Raw genomic sequence first — 19114 nt, forward strand, 5'->3', positions numbered from 1 at the left:
AATGGCAAAAAAAAGTGCATTAGGAAGAGGTTTAAGTAGTATTTTGGCTGATATTGATGAGGTTTATGAAAAAGAATTAGGATCAAAAGAAGGCAAAATAGAAGAAATTGATATAGATTTAATTAGTCCAAATCCTTATCAGCCAAGGAAAAATTTTGATACACAAGCTTTAGAAGAGCTTGCGGGGTCTATTAAAGAATATGGTTTAATTCAGCCTATTGTAGTTTTTAAAAAAGATGAATTTGATTATATTATAATAGCTGGCGAGAGAAGATTTAGAGCATGTAAGCTTTTAGAAAAAGAACAGATTAAAGCCGTAGTTTTAAATGTGGATGATATAAAATTACGCGAGCTTGCTTTGATTGAAAATATCCAAAGGGAAAATTTAAATCCTATAGAATTGGCACATTCTTATAAAGAATTATTGGAAATTCATGACATAACTCAAGAAAAATTAGCAGATCTTATTCACAAGTCAAGACCACAAATTGCTAATACCTTAAGACTTTTAAATTTAAATGAGCAAACACAAAATTTCATTATAGAAGGTAAAATTTCACAAGGTCATGCAAAAGTTTTAGTAGGACTTGAAAAAGAAGAAGAAAAAATGATAGTTGATACTATAATAGGTCAAAAACTTAATGTAAGAGATACAGAAAAACTGATTAAAAATTTTAAAAATTCAAATAATTTAGAAAAAAATACAAATTTAAATAAGCAAAATCAATCTATATTAAATTTAAAAGAAAAAATAGAATCTTTTGGATTTAAGACAGTGGTGAAAGATTTAAAAATTATTGTTAATTTTTCTGACGAAAATGAGATTTTAAAATTTTTAAAAATACTAGATTAAATATGCTTTTAGGTATATTTTGGTATAATTGCGCGTTTTATTTAGATTTATTTAGGAGTATTAATGTTTAATGATGTACATTTTTCCATCATGATAGCTACTGGTGTCATTTTTTTGCTCATGATAGCAATTTTAAATTCTATACTCTATAAACCTTTGATTAAATTTATGGATTCTAGAGATTTGACCATTAAAAATGACGAAGAAAAAATGAAAAAAAATTCTGATGATGTTTCAAATGTAGAAAATGAGTTGGAAAAAATTCATATACAAACAAGAGATGAGATTAATCAAATCAAAGCAAAAGCAGTAGAAGAAGCTAAAATAAAACAAGAAAAAGAATTATCAATAAAGAAAAAAGAATTAGAAGAACAAATGCATGTTTTTCTAAAAAGTCTAAGAGAAAAAGAAAAAGAATTAAAAGAAGAGATGCGGTTAAAAATGCCAGAATTTAAGCAAAGCTTTAAAGATAGCTTGAGTAAAATTTAAGGAAGATAAATGTTGAAAAAAATTACATTATTATTGGTGCTTCCTTTTTATGCTTTTGCAGCAGGTAATGGAAGTGGCGAGTATGATATTATCCCAAGAGCAGTTAATTTTGTTTTGTTTGCTGCTATTTTATATTATTTTATAGCAACACCTTTAAAAAATTTTTACCACGGAAGAATTGCAAAAATTGCCTCTAGGATGAATGAAATACAAGAAAAACTTATTGCAAGCAAAAATCATAAATTAGAAATGATGAAAAAACTAGATTTAGCTAAACAAGAAGCAATTAATGCAGTTGCTCTTGCAAAAAAAGAAGCAGAAATCATTACAGATAAAATAGAAGCTGAAACAAAAATGGAGATTAAGGCTTTAGAAAAAACTTATGAAGAACATAAAGAATATGAAATAAGAAGAATGGAAAAAGAAGTTGTGCAAGCGGTTTTAGAAGAAATTTTTGAAGATCAAAGTTTACAGCTTCAGCAAAAAGAAATTTTAAATATCATGATGAAAAAGGTGTCTTGATGGAAAGTGTAATTGCAAAAACCTATGCAAAAGCTATATTAGAAAGAAAAGATTTTGAAAATTTTTATTCAAATTTATTACAACTTAGTTCAGCTTTTGCTTCTGATAAATTTGTAAGTATTTTAAATGCTTATGAGCTTAAACAAGAAAAAAAATTAGATTTTATACTTTCTTTATTAGATAATCCAAGTGATGCTTTTAAAAATTTTATGAGCTTAGTTGTTGGCAACAATAGAGAGATGTTAATTCCAAGCATTACTAAAGAATTGAGTGAACAAAAAGCATTAAAAGAAAATGAATTTTTAGGGCAAGTTTATTCAAAAGAAAAATTAAGTGAAGAAGAAATTAAAAATTTAGAAGAAAAACTTAGTCTTAAATTCAACGCAAAGATTAGATTAGATAGTAAAATAAGTGATAATGACAGTGTAAAAATTAGCTTAGATGGACTTGGTTATGAAATTTCATTTTCAATGCAAAGCTTAAAAGCTAAAATGAATGAATATATATTAAAAGCAATTTAAGGAGACTTGATGAAATTTAAAGCAGATGAAATTAGTTCTATTATAAAAGAAAGAATTGAAAAATTTGATTTTAATCTTGAAATAGAAGAAACCGGTAAGATTATTTCAGTTGCTGATGGTGTTGCTAAGGTTTATGGTCTTAAAAATGCTATGGCCGGTGAGATGGTTGAATTTGAAAATGGCGAAAAGGGAATGGTGCTTAACCTTGAAGAATCAAGTGTTGGTATTGTTATTTTAGGAAAGGGACTTGGCTTAAAAGAAGGAAGTTCTGTAAAAAGATTAAAAAAACTTCTAAAGGTTCCAGTTGGTGATGCGTTGATAGGCCGTGTTGTGAATGCTTTAGGTGAGCCAATTGATGCTAAAGGAGCTATTGAAACAAGTGAATATCGCTTTGTGGAAGAAAAAGCAAAAGGTATTATGGCTAGAAAAAGTGTTCATGAACCATTACATACGGGTATTAAAGCTATTGATGCTTTAGTTCCAATTGGTAGAGGACAAAGAGAGCTAATTATTGGTGATAGACAAACGGGTAAAACTACTGTTGCAATAGATACGATTATTAGTCAAAAAGGTAAAGATGTTATTTGTATTTATGTGGCAATTGGTCAAAAACAAAGCACAGTGGCTCAAGTAGTTAAAAAGCTTGAAGAATACGGCGCAATGGATTATAGTATAGTGGTAAATGCAGGTGCTTCAGATCCTGCTGCATTGCAATATCTTGCTCCATATACAGGTGTAACTATGGGTGAGTATTTTAGAGATAACTCAAGACATGCGTTGATTGTTTATGATGATTTGAGTAAGCATGCTGTTGCCTATCGTGAAATGTCTTTGATTTTGCGTCGTCCTCCGGGTCGTGAAGCTTATCCAGGGGATGTATTTTATTTACATTCAAGATTGCTTGAAAGAGCAAGTAAATTAAGTGATGAGCTTGGTGCAGGAAGCTTAACAGCATTACCTATTATTGAAACTCAAGCAGGGGATGTTTCAGCTTACATTCCAACCAATGTTATTTCAATTACCGATGGTCAAATTTTCTTAGAGACAGATTTGTTTAACTCAGGTATTCGTCCTGCGATTAATGTTGGTTTATCTGTGTCTCGTGTTGGTGGTGCTGCACAAATTAAAGCAACAAAACAAGTTTCAGGTACCTTAAGACTTGACTTAGCTCAATATAGAGAATTGCAAGCTTTTGCACAATTTGCAAGTGATTTAGATGAAGCAAGTAGAAAGCAACTTGAACGCGGACAAAGAATGGTTGAAGTTTTAAAGCAACCTCCATATTCTCCGCTTTCAGCTGAAAATCAAGTAGTGATGATTTATGCGGGAACTAAAGGATATTTAGATGATATAGCAGTTTCTAAAATTGGAGAATTTGAAGCAGCTTTATATCCATTTATTGAAGCTAAATATCCAGAAATTTTTGAGCAAATTAGAACCAAAAAGGCTTTAGATAAAGATTTAGAAGAAAAATTAGCTAAAGCATTGAGTGAGTTTAAAGCAAACCACATATAAGGTTTTTAAATGTCTAATTTAAAAGAAATTAAAAGAAAAATAAAAAGTGTTCATAATACACAAAAGACAACTAATGCTATGAAGCTTGTCTCTACTGCCAAATTAAGAAAGGCAGAAGAGGCAGCTAAAAAGTCAAAAGTTTTTGCTCAAAAAATTGATGAAGTTTTATCTGAAATTGCTTTCAAGATTAATCAATACGAAGGACTTGATGATAAACTTCCGTTTTTTAGAAAAAAAGACAATATTGAGAAAATGGATATTATTTTCATTACTGCTGATAAAGGTTTATGCGGTGGTTTTAACATTAAAACTATTAAAACAGTAAATGAAATGCTTGAAGATTGTAAAGCAAAAAAAATCAAAGTAAGATTAAGAGCTATTGGTAAAACAGGTATAGAGTATTTTAATTTTCAAAATATTGAAATTTTAGAAAAATATTTAGACACAAGCTCTAGCCCTGATTATGAAAAAGCTTGTGCTATTATTGAAAATGCAGTTGATGATTTTATAAATGAAGTTACAGATAAGGTTGTAATTGTACATAATGGCTATAAAAATATGATTTCACAAGAAATTCGTATTAATGAATTATTACCAGTGCAAGCTATTGCGAGCAAAGAAGAACAAGAGTCTCAATCTTTAATGGATTTAGAACCTGAAGATGAAGAAATTTTAAATGATTTATTAAAAACTTATTTTGAATATAATATGTATTTTTCTTTAGTTGATTCTTTGGCGGCTGAGCATAGTGCAAGAATGCAAGCTATGGATAATGCAACCAATAATGCAAAAGCTAGAGTTAAACAACTCAATTTAGCTTATAATAAAGCAAGACAAGAATCTATTACCACCGAATTGATAGAAATTATCAGTGGTGTTGAGTCAATGAAATAAATTTAGGAGTGATGATGCAAGGTTTTATTTCTCAAGTTTTAGGACCAGTGGTTGATGTTGAATTTAAAGAATATCTTCCGCAAATTAACGAAGCTATAATTGTAAATTATGAATTAGAAGGAAAAGAATGCAAGCTAGTGCTTGAAGTAGCTGCGCATTTGGGTGATAATAAAGTAAGAACTATCGCTATGGATATGACTGATGGTCTTGTTAGGGGTTTAACGGCTGTTGCGACTGGAAACCCAATTAGCGTTCCAGTGGGTGAAAAAGTACTTGGAAGAATTTTCAATGTAACAGGTGATTTGATTGATGAGGGCGAAGAGATCAATTTTGATAAACATTGGTCAATCCATAGAGATCCACCTCCATTTGAAGAGCAAAGTACAAAAAGTGAAATTTTTGAAACAGGTATTAAGGTAGTTGATTTGTTAGCTCCTTATGCAAAAGGTGGCAAAGTAGGACTTTTTGGTGGTGCAGGTGTTGGTAAAACCGTTATTATTATGGAGTTAATCCACAATGTTGCATTTAAACATAGCGGTTATTCTGTTTTTGCAGGTGTTGGTGAAAGAACTCGCGAGGGTAATGATCTTTACAATGAAATGAAAGAAAGTAATGTTTTAGATAAAGTTGCATTATGTTATGGTCAAATGAATGAACCACCAGGAGCAAGAAATCGTATTGCTTTAACAGGTCTTACTATGGCTGAGTATTTTAGAGATGAAATGGGACTTGATGTGTTGATGTTTATTGATAATATCTTTAGATTTTCACAATCAGGTTCCGAAATGTCGGCACTTTTAGGAAGAATTCCTTCAGCTGTTGGCTATCAACCAACTTTAGCTAGCGAAATGGGTAAATTCCAAGAAAGAATTACTTCAACTAAAAAAGGTTCTATTACTTCAGTTCAAGCAGTTTATGTGCCAGCAGATGATTTAACAGACCCTGCTCCTGCAACTGTTTTTGCGCATTTAGATGCAACTACGGTTTTAAATAGATCAATTGCTGAAAAAGGTATTTATCCAGCTGTTGATCCGCTTGATTCTACTTCAAGAATGCTTGATCCACAAATTATTGGTGAAGAGCATTATAAAGTAGCTCGTGGAGTACAATCAGTACTTCAAAAATACAAAGATTTGCAAGATATTATTGCTATTTTAGGTATGGATGAATTGAGTGAAGAAGATAAATTGATCGTTGAAAGAGCAAGAAAAATTGAAAAATTCCTATCTCAACCATTCTTCGTTGCTGAAGTATTTACAGGAAGTCCTGGTAAATATATTAGTTTAGAAGATACAATAGCAGGTTTTAAAGGTATTTTAGAAGGAAAATATGACCATTTACCTGAAAATGCTTTCTATATGGTAGGTGGAATTGATGAAGTTATTGAAAAAGCAGAAAAACTTAAGGCTTAATAATGGATAATTTAATACATATAGAGGTGGTAACGCCTCTTGGTATGATTTACAATGATAATGTAAAATCTATTGTTCTTCCTGGAAGTGAAGGTGAATTTGGTGTTTTAAAAGGACATGCATCTTTAATTTCTTCTTTAAGGGCAGGGATTATAGATATAGAAAAATCAGATTCTACCCATGAGTTAGTTGCTATTGATTCAGGTCATGCGAAAGTTTCTGAAACGAAAGTAAGTGTTTTAGCAAAAGGTGCTGTGTGGGTTGGAGGAAATAGTGATAGTGAAATAGCAAAAAGATTAGCAGATGCAAAAGATTTAATCAAATCTATGAGTAGTGATAGTGTTGCTTTAGCTTCTACTTTTGCTAAGATGGATAATAATGTAAGGCAAAAATAGTGGATTTTCAATCAATTTTTCATTTTTTTGAAAATACAAGCTTAATTACTTATATTGTATTGGCTTGGCTTTCGGTGTATTTTATACTTAGTTTTAGCATTTTATTCTCAAGATTAATGCTTATTAATAAATGGATGCAAGATGAAAGTCAGGCTTTAGAAGCTTTGATGAGAGGAGAGAGGGATTTAAGCCAAAGTGCATCAATTTTAAAAAAATGTATTGAGATTGATGAAACTAAGATGAATATTTATAAAAATTCTGTTGAAAAAAAAGCCACAATTGGATTAACTTGGCTTAGTATTATTGCTTCAACCTCTCCTTTTATAGGTCTTTTTGGTACAGTTATTTCTATACTTGAAACTTTTGGTGGTTTAGAAATGCAAAATTCTTTGAGTATTATTGCACCAAAAATTAGTGAAGCTTTGGTAGCTACAGGTTGTGGAATTTTAGTGGCAATTCCCGCATATAGTTTTCATTTGATTATCAAACGCAAAGCTTATGAACTAATTAATATTTTAGATAGTGAGATAAAAGTATTAGTAAGTTCAGCAAAGGTTTAATTGATGTTTTTAGAAGAAAAACCCGAACTAAATATTACACCTTTAGTGGATATTATGCTTGTATTGCTTGCTATTTTAATGGTAACAGCACCAAGTATTACATATGAAGAAAAAGTTCAACTTCCTCAAGGTTCACAAAAAACTTCAAGTGCTCCAAATATCAAAAGTTTAATTATAACAATTAATGCAAAAAAAGAAATTTTTATAGGAAAAGATAAATTTAATTTTTTAAGTTTTGCGGATAATATGAATGCATTAAAAGTGCAATATAATACTCAAGAAACAGTTTTCATTAGAGCGGATAAGAATTTAAAATATGATGATGTAATGAGTGTTTTAAGAACAATGAAGCATTTGGGTTTTCAAAAAGTTGCTTTGCAAACTGAGTAAAAAATGGAAGAAAATTCTACATATAATTTTAAAGCTTTTACTTATGCGATTTTAGTTTATTTTTTTGTTGTTTTTTTAGTATTTTTTAAGTTAGTCGAATATAAGCCAAAAGCTATTGAATATACCATTGATCCCAATAGTTTTATTAATATAGAACTTGGAGATAGTATAAATCAAAATCAAGTAAATATGATACAAGAGTTACAAAAGGAAAATTTGCAAAGTTTATTTGAAGAGAATCTTTTGCAAAAATACACTACAAATAAAAATGTTAATACTCAAAATGTAGAACAACAAGCTAGTGTTTTCAATGAGTTATTTGGCAAAATAGAAGACTATCAAGAAGAAAAAACTACAAAAGTGCAATCTTCAATGCCATCGAAAAAACCCACTTTTACTCAAAGAGAAAAAATCAATGATTTTTCTAAGCAATTAAATGAAAATCTACAAATTAATCAAGAACTAGGACAATCTGTTATAGAACAAAAAATAGGAGTTTATGATCAATTTTTAGGTGCTGTTAGAAAACATCTTGAAGATAGATGGAGAATATACAATCCTAGTGGTAATTTAAGTATAGAAGTAGAATTTGTAATTGATAATAACGGATATTTTTATTTGTTAAGTACCACTAGTGCACATAGTGATAATTTTGATAAAAAGGCAAAAGAATTTTTGCAAAATTTAGAAGGAAAATACATAACTTTACCTCCAAATGGTAAAATAAGAAAAATTAAAATGAAACTTAGTGATATAATTGAGTTTAAAACGGAGAAGTGATGAAAAAAATATTAGCGTTTTTATTTTTTTGTTCAGTATTATTTGGGCAAGATGCGACAATATCTGTTGTAAATAAAGGTATGCAATTACCTAAAATTTATATTAAAGATCAATCAAGATTGAATGATTTAGATCTTAAAAAAAGCTTTTATAATATGCTTGTTAATGATATAAAAGTGAGTTCAAATTTTGAATTAACTCAAGATGAAAAACAAGGTGATTATATTTTTTCTTATGTTTTAAATAAAAATGGTAAGCTTTTGGATATTGATGTTGAAATTTTAGCTGCAAATGAAACAAAAACGAGATTTTATGAGCAAATTCTTTCCATTGAAGAATATCCATTTTTAGCACATAGAAGTGTCGCTCAAATGAATAGAAAATTAGGTTTTGCACCAGTTGATTGGATGGATCATAAAATTTTAATAGCTAGAACTCAAGGTAATAAGCAAAGTGATATTTTGTTAGCAGATTATACTTTAACTTATCAAAAGATATTAATATCAAAAGGTTTAAATTTATTTCCCAAATGGGCAAATAAAGAACAAGATGCATTTTATTTCACTGCTTATGAAGATGAAATTCCAACACTTTATAAATATAATATGAAAAATAAAAACATCACAAAAATCATTGCTAGTAAGGGTATGATGGTTGCTTCTGATGTTAGCGATGATGGTAAAAAAATTTTACTTACTATGGCGCCAAAAGATCAGCCAGATGTGTATTTGTATGATACAGATACAAAAGATTTAAAACAGATTACAAATTATATGGGTATTGATGTAAATGGCAACTTTGTAGATGATGATAAAAAAATCGTATTTGTATCAGATCGTTTAGGTTATCCAAATATTTTTATGCAAAATTTAGATTCTAATTTAACAGAACAAGTAGTTTTTCATGGTAAAAATAATTCTTCAGTTTCTACCTATAAACATTATATGGTTTATTCTAGCAGGGAGGTAAATCAAAGTGGGGTTTTTAATCTTTATTTAATGTCAACCCAAAGTGATTATATAAGACAACTCACTGCAAATGGTAAAAATCTTTTTCCAAGATTTTCAAGTGATGGAGAAAGTGTAGTATTTATTAAATATTTAGGTTCACAAAGTGCCTTAGGAGTCATTAGAATTAATGCAAATAGGGCTTTTCATTATGGTTTAAAGGTGGGTAAAATTCAATCAATTGATTGGTAAAATATCAAAATTGTATTTTTTTTGTTATAATTAAACATGATTTTTAAATAAAAAAGGGGAAAAGCAATGAAAAAAATCATTTTTGCTTCAATTACTGCGTTTGCTGTTATTGTAAGTGGTTGTGCTACAAAAAATACTAGTGTAAGCAGTTCAAGTAGTGTAGATGGATCAAAAGGTAGTGGTGGTTCTGATAGATTTGAAAATCTTGAATCTTTAAATTCTATTGCAAATGTGTATTTTGATTTTGATAAATTTAATGTTAGAAAAGATATGCAAAAAGTTGTTGCAGATAATGCTGAAATTTTCAACAAAGAAGCCGCGAATGCTGCAATTGTAGTTGAGGGAAACTGCGATGAATGGGGAACTGATGAATATAATCAAGCTCTAGGTTTAAAAAGAGCTAAAGCTGTTAAAGAATCTTTAGTAGCTCAAGGTGTTAGCGCAGATAGAATAAGCGTAAAAAGTTATGGAGAAACTAATCCTGTATGTACTGAAAGAACAAAAGCTTGTGATGCGCAAAATCGTCGTGCAGAATTTAAATTATCAAAATAAGTTTTAAATAAATGAAAATCAAATTATTATCAGTAGCTCTTTTAGGAGCTACTTTTTTATACGCTGAAATTTCAGCATTTGATGCAGGAAAAGTAGATACAAAAACACCTTATGGCTTAACTCAAAACGAAAAATTACAATACGAAAATCAAGAACGCTTAAAAGCTTTAAATGAATATTATACTAATTTGACTAGTAAGATAAATACTGCTGTAGAAAATATAGAAGGTTTACAAAGTGTAACCGAGGGTTTAAATGCTCAATATTCTAAAGCAAATACAAAATTACTTTCACTAGAAGAAAACTATCAAAATTTTGATGCAAATATCACAAAAGAAATTCAAAATTTAAGAGCTTATGTAGAAGAAAATAGGCAAATTCAAGAAAAAAATCACCAAGAAATTCAAAAAGTATTGAGCGAAATAACAACTTTGATCAATAAAATTAATGATGATTATGTTTCTAAAGAAGATATGAACCAAACCATAACTTTTTTTCAATCGGAAATAGCTAGAGTGCAAAATCAAACAAATAATATCCAAGTTGTTCCTATTGCTAGCGAAAGCAATAAAACACAAGAAGTCATTAAAGAAACAAATACGACTTTGGAAAAAGAAATTGTTCAAGCGAAAGATGATAGTTGGAAAAAACTGCAATCTAGCGAAATTTTAAAAAAAGCTATTGATGAAACCAATAAAAATCAATTTGATGATGCAAAAGAAAAATTTGAGCATTTAATTAGTATCCATTATAAACCTGCTAGATCTACTTTTTGGCTTGGAGAGATAAGATATAAACAAAAAGATTATGCAGGCGCTTTGGGATTTTACAAAAAAAGTTCTGCTATAAGCACCAAGGGTGATTATGTGCCAAAATTACTTTATCATACGGCTATTAGCTTAGATAAAGTTGGGGATCCAAAAAGTGCTAATAAATTTTACAAAGCTTTAAAGACAGCTTATCCTGATAGTCCTGAAGCAAAAGTTTCGCCAGATAGAAAATAAAAAAAGGAGATAAAATGGCTATAGAAAAAAATAGTGTAGTTTCAATGTTTTATGAGTTAAAAGATGCAAACACAAATGAAGTTTTAGAATCAAATATTTATGCTGAACCTATTTCTTTTATTTTAGGTAAGGGTCAAATTTTAGAAGGACTAGAAGAGGAAATTCAAAAACTTGATGCCCCATGTAATGCCGATATTGTGATAAAAAAAGAAAATGCTTTGGGTGAATATGATGCAAATGCATTGCAAACTTTACCAAAAGAACAATTTGCAGGGATTGATTTGCAAGTTGGTATGGAGCTTTTTGGCGAAGGCGAAGATGGTAATACAGTAAGAGTAATTGTTAGAGAAATTACTGAGAATGAAGTTACTATTGATTATAATCATGCTTATGCAGGAAAAGACTTGTTATTTTCAATTAATATTGTAGATGTTAGAGCTGCAAGTGAAGATGAAATTTTAACAGGAATTATTGCAGGTAGCAGAAGTTGTGGATGTGGTGGTGGAGGACATCATCATGATCATCATCACGGACATGGTGGTGGTGGATGTTGTGGTGGCCACGGACATGGTGGTGGCGGTTGCTGCGGTGGACACTAATGAATAGTGCATTTATTTTCCCAGGCCAAGGCTCTCAAAGTGTTGGTATGGGGCTTAGTTTTTATGAGAATTCACTTAAAGCAAGAGAATTATTAGATTGTGCAAGTGATTATTGTAAAATTGATTTTAAAAATTTGCTTTTTAAGGAAAATGAAAATTTAAATAAAAGTGAATTTACACAAATGGCCATAGTGTTAAACTCACTAATGGCTTATGAAGCTTTAAAAGAGCAAGCTAGTATAGAAGCTAAGTATAGTTTAGGCCATTCACTAGGAGAATTTAGTGCTTTAGCGACTCAAGGTGCATTTGACTTTTTAGGTGTTATAGCACTTGTTAACAAGCGTGGCCAATTTATGCAGGAGGATTGCTCTAAAATCGAAGCTGGTATGATGGTGGTTTTAGGACTTGAAGATAAAGCAGTAGAAGAACTTTGTCAAAAGGCATTAAGTGAGCAAAAAAGTATTTTTGCAGCTAATTATAATTGTGAAGGACAGATTGTAGTAGCGGGCTTAAAGCCTGATTTAGCTTCTTATGAGAGTGAGTTTAAGAATGCAGGAGCCAAAAGAGCTATGCTTTTGAATATGAGTGTTGCAAGCCATTGTCCATTATTAAAAAATGCGTCTTTAAAACTTACAAAAGAACTAGAGCTTGTGTTAAAAGATGATTTTAAAAGTGTAGTTTCAAATGTAAATGCAAAAATATATAGTGATAAAACTCAAGCTTTAACACTTTTAAGTGAGCAACTTATAAAGCCTGTTCTTTATAAACAAAGCATTAAAACAATAGACAATGAAGTGGATTTTTATATAGAATTTGGTGCGAGCGTGTTAAAGGGCTTAAATAAAAAAATCACTCAAAAAGAAACTTATGCTTTAAGTAAAATAGAAGATATTGATGAAATTCTAAAGGTGATTAAATGAAAATAGCTATTTTAGGAGCTATGCCCGAAGAGGTTACTCCTTTACTCGAAACATTAAAAGAATATCAAACAATTGAATATGCAAATAATACTTATTATATTGCAAAATACAAAAATCATGAATTAATCATCGCTTATTCTAAGATAGGGAAAGTAAATTCCACTCTTAGCGCGACTATTATGATAGAAAAATTTAAAGCTGAACTTATGCTTTTTACAGGAGTGGCTGGTGCTTTTAATCCTAGTTTGGAAATAGGGGATTTAATCTATGCTACAAAATTAGCTCAATATGATTTAGATATTACAGCTTTTGGACATCCGCTTGGTTATGTTCCTGGTAATGAAATTTTTATAAAAACAGACGATAAGCTTAATAATCTTGCCATAGAGGTTGCTAAAGAACTTGGTGTTAAATTACAATCAGGTATTATCGCTACGGGTGATGAATTTATTTGTGATGAGAATAAAAAAGCAAAAATTAGAGAAATTTTTAATGCAGATGCTTGTGAAATGGAAGGAGCTAGTGTGGCTTTGGTATGTGATGCTTTAAAAATTCCATGTTTGGTTTTAAGATCAATGAGTGATAAGGCAGGTGAAAAAGCTGAATTTGACTTTGATGAGTTTGTAGAAAAATCCGCTAAAATTTCAGCTAATTTTGTTTTAAAAATTTGTGAGAAATTATGATAAATCTTAGCAAAAGACTAATCAGAGAAGTTGCAAAAGCAAATGCTAAGTTTTCCTTAATAGGAGATAATGATAAAGTTTTATTAGGACTTAGTGGCGGGAAAGACTCTCTAGCTCTAGCTCATCTTTTAAAGCGTATGCAAGCACATGCACCTTTTAAATTTGAACTTAAAGCAGTAACTTTAAGTTATGGCATGGGTGAAGATTACACCAAACTTCATAATCACTGTAAAGAACATGGTATTGACCATGAGGTTATTGATTCTAATATTTATGAAATTTCAGGTGATACCATTAGAAAAAATTCAAGCTTTTGTAGCTATTTTTCAAGAATGAGGCGTGGTGCTTTATATACTTACGCCTTAGAAAATGGTTTTAATAAATTAGCCATAGCTCATCATTTAGATGATGCAGTAGAGAGTTTTTTTATGAATTTCATTTATAATGGTGCTCTTAGAAGTTTAGCGCCAAAATATAAAAGTAAAAGAGATATAGAAGTCATCCGTCCTTTGATTTTTGTAAGAGAAAGACAATTAAGGGAAAATGCTATTAATAATGAATTAGAAGTAATTGGTAATGAATTTTGTCCTGGTATGAAATTAAGTGAAAAAAATGTAAAATTTCCTCATGCTAGAGAAGAAGCTAAACAGCTTTTAGCAAATTTAGAAAAAGAAAATCCAAAATTATTTACGAGCTTAAAAACTGCATTTGAAAATATCCACACGGATAGTTTTTTCATGGTTAAGGATAATGACTAAACTTTTAATTATAGTTGATTATCAAAATGATTTTATCGATGGTAGCTTAGGTTTTGAAAAAGCTACCAAGATAAAAGATAATATTCTTACTCTTTTAAAAAATCATCAAGGTGATGTTGTTTTTACTTTTGATACGCATGATGAGAATTATTTAAAAACCCAAGAAGGAAAAAAACTGCCTATTTATCATTGTATTAAAGATACTTTTGGTTGGCAAATGCCAAGCGATTTTGATGTGTATTTAAAAAATGCAAAAAAAATCTTTTATAAGAATGCTTTTGGTAGTTTAGAATTGGCTAATTTTTTAAAACAAAATCATTATGAAAGTATAGAATTTTGTGGCTTAGTTTCGCATATTTGTGTATTTAGTAATATTATTTTGGCTCAAAGCGCCACGCCTAATTCTAAAATTATTTTACATAAAAATGCTACTGCAAGTTTTAATGAATCTTTAGAAAATAGTGCTTATGAAATTTTACAAGCTTATGGCATAGAGCTTTTATAGATGCAAGGCTTTATTTTGCACACTCAGAGCGTAAAAGATGAGGATTTGATTGTTTATCTTTTAAGTGCCAAAAAAGTTATTAAAAGTTATAGATTTTACGGAATGAGACATTCTAATATTCTAAATGGATATAAGATTGATTTTGAACTTGAAGAAAGTTCTAGATTTTTACCGCGCTTAAAAGATGTTTTACATATTGGATTTTCTTGGGTTTTAGATAGAGAAAAAATGTTTTTTTGGCAAGAATTTATCAGGCTTTTTTATTGGCATTTAAAAGATGTTGAGGAGATTGATAGTTTTTATTTTGAGCTTTTAGAAGATTGTGCTAAGCGTTTTGAAAAACAAGATTGCAAGCGTGTGATTGTGGATGCTTATTTAAAGATTATAAGCTTTGAAGGGCGCTTGCATAAGGATTTTATTTGCTTTTTATGTGATGAGTGTATAAAAGAAGATATTGTATTGATAAGGGCTTTTTTGCCTGCACATAAAAAATGTGCTTTTGGCTATGAGTTTAAAGCTGAAGATCTTGTGAGGTTTTATGAAAATTTTAATTCATCGCATTTTAGCGATGAATATATTGATAATTTATATAAAATCATTAAAGAGGGTTTTTAAGAGTAATATCATACATCATAATAGCCTCTTGTCTTAATTTTGCGATGATATTTGCACTATCAATATGTGTATTTTTTATAATAGCTTCCTTACTATTTTTAATATCTTCAAGCAAATTTCCAAGTTGTTTTTGAGAACTTTGTAGGCAAGTGCTTATACATTTTGGTTGTGTTTGTTGTAAAACTTGCTCGAAATTTAAAATTTGATTGTTAAGCTTTGAAGCATGTGCTGCTAGATTATTTGCACTTGTTCTAATGCCACCTAATGCTTTGTAAATCCCTTTTGAATTGATATGAGCTGCCATGAACCTTCCTTGTTTTATGGTATCTCTTCATTCATATTGCTTAGAATTTTACAAGCAAAAATCATTCCTTATTGAAAAATTCTTGCATATATTTTCGCATAATTTCTGCATCATTAATGCGATTAACACAATCTCTAAAATTTGAAGCATCTTCATAGCCTTTAGAATATTCATGTAAGTGCTTTCTAAATATGCTTATACCTTGTTCTTTGTAATGTTTTAGCATTTCTTCAAAATGTGTAAAGATGATTTTGTTTTTTAAAATTTTATCGATTTTTTTGCCAGTTTTTACCTCGTGAAATATCCAAGGTTTTCCTATGCTTGCACGCCCTATCATCAATGCATCACAATTTGTTATTTTAAAAACTTCTTTAGCATTTTCTGTGCTAATATCGCCATTTGCAACTAAAGGAATTTTGATATTTTCTTTAGCTAAAGCTATAGCTTCATAATCAGAATTTCCACTATACATTTGTTTTCTAGTGCGACCATGCATACTGATAAAATCTACCCCAGCATTTTCACATGCTTTAGCAATGGTAATAGGATCTTTTTTTTCAAACCCTAATCTTACTTTGACACTAGTTAGCTTTTTATTGCTTGTTTTTTTGATAAGTTCTAAAATTCTTTGCAATTTATCAAGATCTTGCAAAAGAGCACTGCCTGCACATTGTTTTATAACTTTATTTACAGGACAGCCGCAATTAAAATCAATCCCATCTATAAAATCAAAACGATTTAATATTTCTACCGCCCTTTGAATCACACTTTCATCCGAGCCTGCAATTTGAACTATATAAGGATTTTCAAGTTCAGCTTTTTCTAACATTTTAAGAGTTTTTGAGCTTTCATACACTAAAGCATTAGAACTTATCATCTCACTAATTGTTGCATCAGCCCCAAATTGTTTAACTAAATTTCTCAAAGGCAAGTCTGAAAAACCTGCCATAGGAGCTAAAAACAAAGGCTTTTTACTAAAATCTATCATTGTATAAATTTTTCAAGTTCTATTTTTTTATTATGTTCTCTTAAAAAGAGCAAGAGTCTAAAATCCTTATGTTCGTTTTGATCATTTCCTAATTCATTAAGCAATTCATCATACATACCAAATTCTGCTAAAGTATAAAGATAAGCTCTTAAAGCTTGAGAATGACTATCTTTTAACTTTTTAAATAAAGCAATTAATATCTGAGGCTCTATTTTTTTACAAAGTATTTTTGTGCATTGTAAATATGACTTATCATCTAAGGTATTCATGCTAAGCAAAACTTCGATTTCAGCATGATTTAATTCCAAATTTTCTTTTTCAAATCTATCCAAAAGTAATAAAATATCATCTTGATTTTTTTGTATTTTTAGTGTTTTAATTTGGCTATAAGGTGCATTATCTAATACCATTTTATAAGCAAAATTTTCTAATTCATTTGTCAGAATTTCTTTATTTTTAATAAAAGAAAAAGCATAGTCGCTATCTTTTTGGAAGTGATTTTTTTCATTTAAAATGAAAATTTCATTATGTGGATCGAGTTTGTATTTTTTTAATTCCACAAATTCCTTTTTGTCTAACTGCTCTAAAATATTTATAATATCATCTATTTTTGTATTTTGATTTTTTTCTTTAAAATAAAGAGCTTGAGTGTTTTTGGCTATATCTTGAAATTCTTGAGTTTTAAATTTAATTTTGCTTATTTTTTTCAAAAATACATCAATTAAAAAATTTTCATAATTTTTGCTATCTTTAATAAGATTTTTGTATTGTAAATGTTTTAAAAAGCCATAAAAACTCATATGCAATAAAGCTAAAACCATCAAAATAAATGCAGGTAAAATTACCCATAAGCTGATAGGTAAATTTAGCTCAAAAGTAGAAATTGTGAAAGTGTAATTTCCCAAATTTAGATTATAAACTAAGGCTGCTACGATTAAAAGATAAACTAAACTTGCAAAGAAAAATAATTTTACTTTCATAATTCTTTCCTTTTTTCTAAGTTTTCACGACAATTTATACAATATTTTGCGTGAGGTTTTACTTTGAGTCTTTCAGGATGTATATCTTCATCACAATACTCACAAATTCCATAAGTATTGTTATCTATTTTGCTTAATGAATGTTTAATTTCTTCTAATTCTGTTTTTAAATTTTCATTGATTTTTAAGTCAATATGTGAGCTGTTGTCAATTTGCTGTAAATCAACTTCATCTCTTGGTTCACTATCTTGCAGATCATGGATATTGTCTATATTACCTTGAAGTTCTTGTAAAATTTCTTTTTGTCTTTGAAGTAATATATTTTTAAATTCTTCAAGATTTAACTCTTGCATAAATGCTCCTATTTGTGGTATGGATGATTTGTATTAATGCAAAATGCACGATAAATTTGTTCTAAAAGCATAGTTTTAGCAAATTTATGCACTAAAGTCATTTTGCTAAGAGCTATGCTTGTATGCATTTGTGCGATGAATTCTTTTTCAAGGCCATAAGCGCCACCTATAAAAAAAGAAATTTCATTTTTATCTTGTAATAATTTAGCAAATTCTACACTTGTAAGCTCTCTACCCTTTTCATCTAAAGCTATGCAAAAACCTTTTTTATAAGGATTTAGCGCGTTTGTATAAGATTTTTTTGCTTCTATGGTATTGGTATTTTGTGCTAAATTAATTTTATTGTTAAAAATACAAATATCATTAAAATTGCAAAATTTTTTGATGAGCTTGGTGTAGTGCTCATCTATTTTACTAAATTCATTATTATTGTTTTTTTGAATGCTTAAAAGATTAATATGCATTTTTAATTTTTAGAAAAAAATCTTAAAAAATCTGCTATAAATTTTTTATGTTCACTTCTTTCTACAATAGCATCAATTAATCCATGTTCAAGTAAAAATTCGGCCTTTTGAAAGCCTTCTGGTAAATCAGCACCTATAGTTTGTTTGATAACTCTAGCTCCTGCAAAGCCTACTAGGGCACCAGGTTCAGCCATAATGATATCTCCAAGCCAAGCAAACGATGCGCTCACTCCACCCATAGTTGGATCAGTTAAGACAGAAATATAGGGAAGCTTTTCTTCTGCTAATAGCTTTAATGCCGCACTTGTTTTGCTCATTTGCATTAAAGAATAAGTGCTTTCTTGCATTCTAGCTCCACCACTTGCACTCACTATAACAACAGGAGTTTTTTTCTCAATCGCTCTTTCAATAGCTCTAAGAATTTTTTCACCTTCTACTGAGCCCAAACTTCCACCCATGAAAGAAAAATCAAAAACAACTAATTGAGTTTTAATGCCATCTATATTGCACTCGCCGCTTATTATAGCGCTTTTTCTTCCTGTTTTTTCTTCATTTTCTGCTAATCTTTTTTTATATGATTTACTATCAACAAATTTAAGCGGATCAATCGCATGTAAGTCTTTATCCATTTCTATAAAAGTATCTTCATCACTAAGTAGCTCGATGCGTTTTAAAGGATTTAATCTCATATGAAAATTACATTTAGGACAAACATTATAACAAGTTTCTATTTCTTTATAATACATTAACGCATGACAAGAATTACATTTTACCCAGTGATTTGGAGCTTCGCTTGGAGCGGCTTGTTTGCGTCTTATACTAGAAAAAATATCTAAAAAATTCATTATCTCTACCTAAA

The 19114-nt window shown here is 29.6% G+C and carries 26 protein-coding genes; 20 read left to right on the forward strand and 6 right to left on the reverse strand.

Annotation, left to right across the window (positions count from 1 at the left end):
* Position 1: 1 nt before the first annotated feature.
* From L8U04_RS04835 to recO, 20 genes are all read left to right on the forward strand, one after another.
* Positions 2-853: a ParB/RepB/Spo0J family partition protein gene (locus L8U04_RS04835; RefSeq protein ID WP_263659714.1), complete on the forward strand. Its 852-nt coding sequence runs from the start codon at positions 2-4 to the stop codon at positions 851-853.
* Positions 854-916: 63 nt separating this feature from the next.
* Positions 917-1342 carry a FoF1 ATP synthase subunit B' gene (locus tag L8U04_RS04840; RefSeq protein WP_133319671.1) on the forward strand — a complete coding sequence of 142 codons (426 nt, stop codon included), beginning with the start codon at positions 917-919 and terminating at the stop codon, positions 1340-1342.
* Between the two features lie 9 nt (positions 1343-1351).
* Positions 1352-1864 (forward strand): F0F1 ATP synthase subunit B, encoded by a 513-nt coding sequence (locus L8U04_RS04845; RefSeq protein ID WP_263659715.1) that lies wholly within the window; start codon positions 1352-1354, stop codon positions 1862-1864.
* Entirely contained in the window at positions 1864-2385 is a 522-nt protein-coding gene (locus tag L8U04_RS04850; protein WP_133319669.1) for a F0F1 ATP synthase subunit delta, read from the forward strand. The genes L8U04_RS04845 and L8U04_RS04850 overlap by 1 nt, the downstream gene beginning before the upstream one ends.
* 9 nt (positions 2386-2394) lie before the next feature.
* Entirely contained in the window at positions 2395-3900 is a 1506-nt protein-coding gene (gene atpA, locus L8U04_RS04855) for a F0F1 ATP synthase subunit alpha (protein ID WP_133319668.1), read from the forward strand.
* A 9-nt stretch (positions 3901-3909) separates the two neighbouring features.
* On the forward strand, positions 3910-4794 hold the full coding sequence (gene atpG, locus L8U04_RS04860) for an ATP synthase F1 subunit gamma (RefSeq protein ID WP_263659716.1): 885 nt from the start codon (positions 3910-3912) through the stop codon (positions 4792-4794).
* A 14-nt stretch (positions 4795-4808) separates the two neighbouring features.
* Entirely contained in the window at positions 4809-6206 is a 1398-nt protein-coding gene (gene atpD, locus L8U04_RS04865; RefSeq protein ID WP_133319666.1) for a F0F1 ATP synthase subunit beta, read from the forward strand.
* A 2-nt stretch (positions 6207-6208) separates the two neighbouring features.
* A complete protein-coding gene (atpC, locus tag L8U04_RS04870; RefSeq protein WP_133319665.1) occupies positions 6209-6601 on the forward strand; it encodes an ATP synthase F1 subunit epsilon in 393 nt (130 codons plus the stop codon).
* Positions 6601-7161: a MotA/TolQ/ExbB proton channel family protein gene (locus L8U04_RS04875; protein WP_220566504.1), complete on the forward strand. Its 561-nt coding sequence runs from the start codon at positions 6601-6603 to the stop codon at positions 7159-7161. Before atpC ends, L8U04_RS04875 begins: the two co-directional genes overlap by 1 nt.
* Complete coding sequence (locus tag L8U04_RS04880; RefSeq protein ID WP_133319663.1) at positions 7162-7551, forward strand: ExbD/TolR family protein; 390 nt, start codon at positions 7162-7164, stop codon at positions 7549-7551.
* A gap of 3 nt (positions 7552-7554) precedes the next feature.
* A complete protein-coding gene (locus L8U04_RS04885) occupies positions 7555-8331 on the forward strand; it encodes a TonB C-terminal domain-containing protein (protein ID WP_263665001.1) in 777 nt (258 codons plus the stop codon).
* Complete coding sequence (gene tolB / locus L8U04_RS04890) at positions 8331-9530, forward strand: Tol-Pal system protein TolB (protein ID WP_263709548.1); 1200 nt, start codon at positions 8331-8333, stop codon at positions 9528-9530. Before L8U04_RS04885 ends, tolB begins: the two co-directional genes overlap by 1 nt.
* Before the next feature lie 66 nt (positions 9531-9596).
* Positions 9597-10082: a peptidoglycan-associated lipoprotein Pal gene (gene pal / locus L8U04_RS04895; protein ID WP_133319660.1), complete on the forward strand. Its 486-nt coding sequence runs from the start codon at positions 9597-9599 to the stop codon at positions 10080-10082.
* Between the two features lie 11 nt (positions 10083-10093).
* On the forward strand, positions 10094-11086 hold the full coding sequence (locus L8U04_RS04900) for a tetratricopeptide repeat protein (protein WP_263661934.1): 993 nt from the start codon (positions 10094-10096) through the stop codon (positions 11084-11086).
* A gap of 14 nt (positions 11087-11100) precedes the next feature.
* Positions 11101-11685, forward strand: a complete 585-nt coding sequence (locus L8U04_RS04905) for an FKBP-type peptidyl-prolyl cis-trans isomerase (protein ID WP_263660726.1) — start codon at positions 11101-11103, stop codon at positions 11683-11685.
* Complete coding sequence (fabD, locus tag L8U04_RS04910) at positions 11685-12605, forward strand: ACP S-malonyltransferase (protein ID WP_263661642.1); 921 nt, start codon at positions 11685-11687, stop codon at positions 12603-12605. Before L8U04_RS04905 ends, fabD begins: the two co-directional genes overlap by 1 nt.
* A complete protein-coding gene (locus L8U04_RS04915) occupies positions 12602-13288 on the forward strand; it encodes a 5'-methylthioadenosine/adenosylhomocysteine nucleosidase (protein WP_133319656.1) in 687 nt (228 codons plus the stop codon). The genes fabD and L8U04_RS04915 overlap by 4 nt, the downstream gene beginning before the upstream one ends.
* Complete coding sequence (locus L8U04_RS04920) at positions 13285-14046, forward strand: ATP-binding protein (protein WP_263669750.1); 762 nt, start codon at positions 13285-13287, stop codon at positions 14044-14046. The genes L8U04_RS04915 and L8U04_RS04920 overlap by 4 nt, the downstream gene beginning before the upstream one ends.
* Positions 14039-14551 carry a cysteine hydrolase family protein gene (locus tag L8U04_RS04925; RefSeq protein WP_220566498.1) on the forward strand — a complete coding sequence of 171 codons (513 nt, stop codon included), beginning with the start codon at positions 14039-14041 and terminating at the stop codon, positions 14549-14551. Before L8U04_RS04920 ends, L8U04_RS04925 begins: the two co-directional genes overlap by 8 nt.
* Positions 14552-15166: a recombination protein RecO gene (recO, locus tag L8U04_RS04930; RefSeq protein ID WP_263669749.1), complete on the forward strand. Its 615-nt coding sequence runs from the start codon at positions 14552-14554 to the stop codon at positions 15164-15166.
* Here the strand turns inward: recO and L8U04_RS04935 are convergent.
* The 6 genes from L8U04_RS04935 to accD all read right to left on the reverse strand — a co-directional run bounded on the left by L8U04_RS04935 (position 15150) and on the right by accD (position 19100).
* Complete coding sequence (locus L8U04_RS04935; RefSeq protein ID WP_263671094.1) at positions 15150-15470, reverse strand: hypothetical protein; 321 nt, start codon at positions 15468-15470, stop codon at positions 15150-15152. The genes recO and L8U04_RS04935 overlap by 17 nt on opposite strands.
* Positions 15471-15531: 61 nt before the next feature.
* On the reverse strand, positions 15532-16458 hold the full coding sequence (locus tag L8U04_RS04940) for a tRNA dihydrouridine synthase (RefSeq protein ID WP_263709549.1): 927 nt from the start codon (positions 16456-16458) through the stop codon (positions 15532-15534).
* Positions 16455-17438, reverse strand: coding sequence for a hypothetical protein (locus L8U04_RS04945; RefSeq protein ID WP_263709550.1), 984 nt, complete (start codon positions 17436-17438; stop codon positions 16455-16457). Before L8U04_RS04945 ends, L8U04_RS04940 begins: the two co-directional genes overlap by 4 nt.
* Entirely contained in the window at positions 17435-17791 is a 357-nt protein-coding gene (gene dksA / locus L8U04_RS04950) for an RNA polymerase-binding protein DksA (protein WP_133319649.1), read from the reverse strand. Before dksA ends, L8U04_RS04945 begins: the two co-directional genes overlap by 4 nt.
* Positions 17792-17799: 8 nt before the next feature.
* On the reverse strand, positions 17800-18255 hold the full coding sequence (locus tag L8U04_RS04955; RefSeq protein WP_220566494.1) for a 23S rRNA (pseudouridine(1915)-N(3))-methyltransferase RlmH: 456 nt from the start codon (positions 18253-18255) through the stop codon (positions 17800-17802).
* A 2-nt stretch (positions 18256-18257) separates the two neighbouring features.
* The gene (accD, locus tag L8U04_RS04960; protein WP_263659724.1) at positions 18258-19100 is read right to left on the reverse strand and encodes an acetyl-CoA carboxylase, carboxyltransferase subunit beta; all 843 of its coding nucleotides are present in this window, start codon (positions 19098-19100) and stop codon (positions 18258-18260) included.
* Between the last annotated feature and the right edge of the window lie 14 nt (positions 19101-19114).

Origin of the sequence: Campylobacter sp. IFREMER_LSEM_CL908, assembly GCF_025771545.1 — a bacterium.
In the GTDB taxonomy this organism is placed as follows: Bacteria; Campylobacterota; Campylobacteria; order Campylobacterales; family Campylobacteraceae; genus Campylobacter_D; species Campylobacter_D lari_D.

Bases quoted from the DNA above. Each gene is read 5' to 3' on its own strand.
- atpA (WP_133319668.1), top strand. From the start codon at position 2,395: ATGAAATTTAAAGCAGATGAAATTAGTTCTATTATAAAAGAAAGAATT.
- tolB (WP_263709548.1), top strand. From the start codon at position 8,331: ATGAAAAAAATATTAGCGTTTTTATTTTTTTGTTCAGTATTATTTGGG.
- pal (WP_133319660.1), top strand. From the start codon at position 9,597: ATGAAAAAAATCATTTTTGCTTCAATTACTGCGTTTGCTGTTATTGTA.
- L8U04_RS04900 (WP_263661934.1), top strand. From the start codon at position 10,094: ATGAAAATCAAATTATTATCAGTAGCTCTTTTAGGAGCTACTTTTTTA.
- atpG (WP_263659716.1), top strand. From the start codon at position 3,910: ATGTCTAATTTAAAAGAAATTAAAAGAAAAATAAAAAGTGTTCATAAT.
- fabD (WP_263661642.1), top strand. From the start codon at position 11,685: ATGAATAGTGCATTTATTTTCCCAGGCCAAGGCTCTCAAAGTGTTGGT.
- L8U04_RS04885 (WP_263665001.1), top strand. From the start codon at position 7,555: ATGGAAGAAAATTCTACATATAATTTTAAAGCTTTTACTTATGCGATT.
- L8U04_RS04905 (WP_263660726.1), top strand. From the start codon at position 11,101: ATGGCTATAGAAAAAAATAGTGTAGTTTCAATGTTTTATGAGTTAAAA.
- L8U04_RS04935 (WP_263671094.1), bottom strand. From the start codon at position 15,470: ATGGCAGCTCATATCAATTCAAAAGGGATTTACAAAGCATTAGGTGGC.
- L8U04_RS04840 (WP_133319671.1), top strand. From the start codon at position 917: ATGTTTAATGATGTACATTTTTCCATCATGATAGCTACTGGTGTCATT.
- atpD (WP_133319666.1), top strand. From the start codon at position 4,809: ATGCAAGGTTTTATTTCTCAAGTTTTAGGACCAGTGGTTGATGTTGAA.
- L8U04_RS04945 (WP_263709550.1), bottom strand. From the start codon at position 17,438: ATGAAAGTAAAATTATTTTTCTTTGCAAGTTTAGTTTATCTTTTAATC.
- L8U04_RS04925 (WP_220566498.1), top strand. From the start codon at position 14,039: ATGACTAAACTTTTAATTATAGTTGATTATCAAAATGATTTTATCGAT.
- accD (WP_263659724.1), bottom strand. From the start codon at position 19,100: ATGAATTTTTTAGATATTTTTTCTAGTATAAGACGCAAACAAGCCGCT.
- L8U04_RS04955 (WP_220566494.1), bottom strand. From the start codon at position 18,255: ATGCATATTAATCTTTTAAGCATTCAAAAAAACAATAATAATGAATTT.
- atpC (WP_133319665.1), top strand. From the start codon at position 6,209: ATGGATAATTTAATACATATAGAGGTGGTAACGCCTCTTGGTATGATT.
- L8U04_RS04835 (WP_263659714.1), top strand. From the start codon at position 2: ATGGCAAAAAAAAGTGCATTAGGAAGAGGTTTAAGTAGTATTTTGGCT.
- L8U04_RS04920 (WP_263669750.1), top strand. From the start codon at position 13,285: ATGATAAATCTTAGCAAAAGACTAATCAGAGAAGTTGCAAAAGCAAAT.
- L8U04_RS04845 (WP_263659715.1), top strand. From the start codon at position 1,352: ATGTTGAAAAAAATTACATTATTATTGGTGCTTCCTTTTTATGCTTTT.
- L8U04_RS04940 (WP_263709549.1), bottom strand. From the start codon at position 16,458: ATGATAGATTTTAGTAAAAAGCCTTTGTTTTTAGCTCCTATGGCAGGT.
- recO (WP_263669749.1), top strand. From the start codon at position 14,552: ATGCAAGGCTTTATTTTGCACACTCAGAGCGTAAAAGATGAGGATTTG.
- L8U04_RS04915 (WP_133319656.1), top strand. From the start codon at position 12,602: ATGAAAATAGCTATTTTAGGAGCTATGCCCGAAGAGGTTACTCCTTTA.
- L8U04_RS04850 (WP_133319669.1), top strand. From the start codon at position 1,864: ATGGAAAGTGTAATTGCAAAAACCTATGCAAAAGCTATATTAGAAAGA.
- dksA (WP_133319649.1), bottom strand. From the start codon at position 17,791: ATGCAAGAGTTAAATCTTGAAGAATTTAAAAATATATTACTTCAAAGA.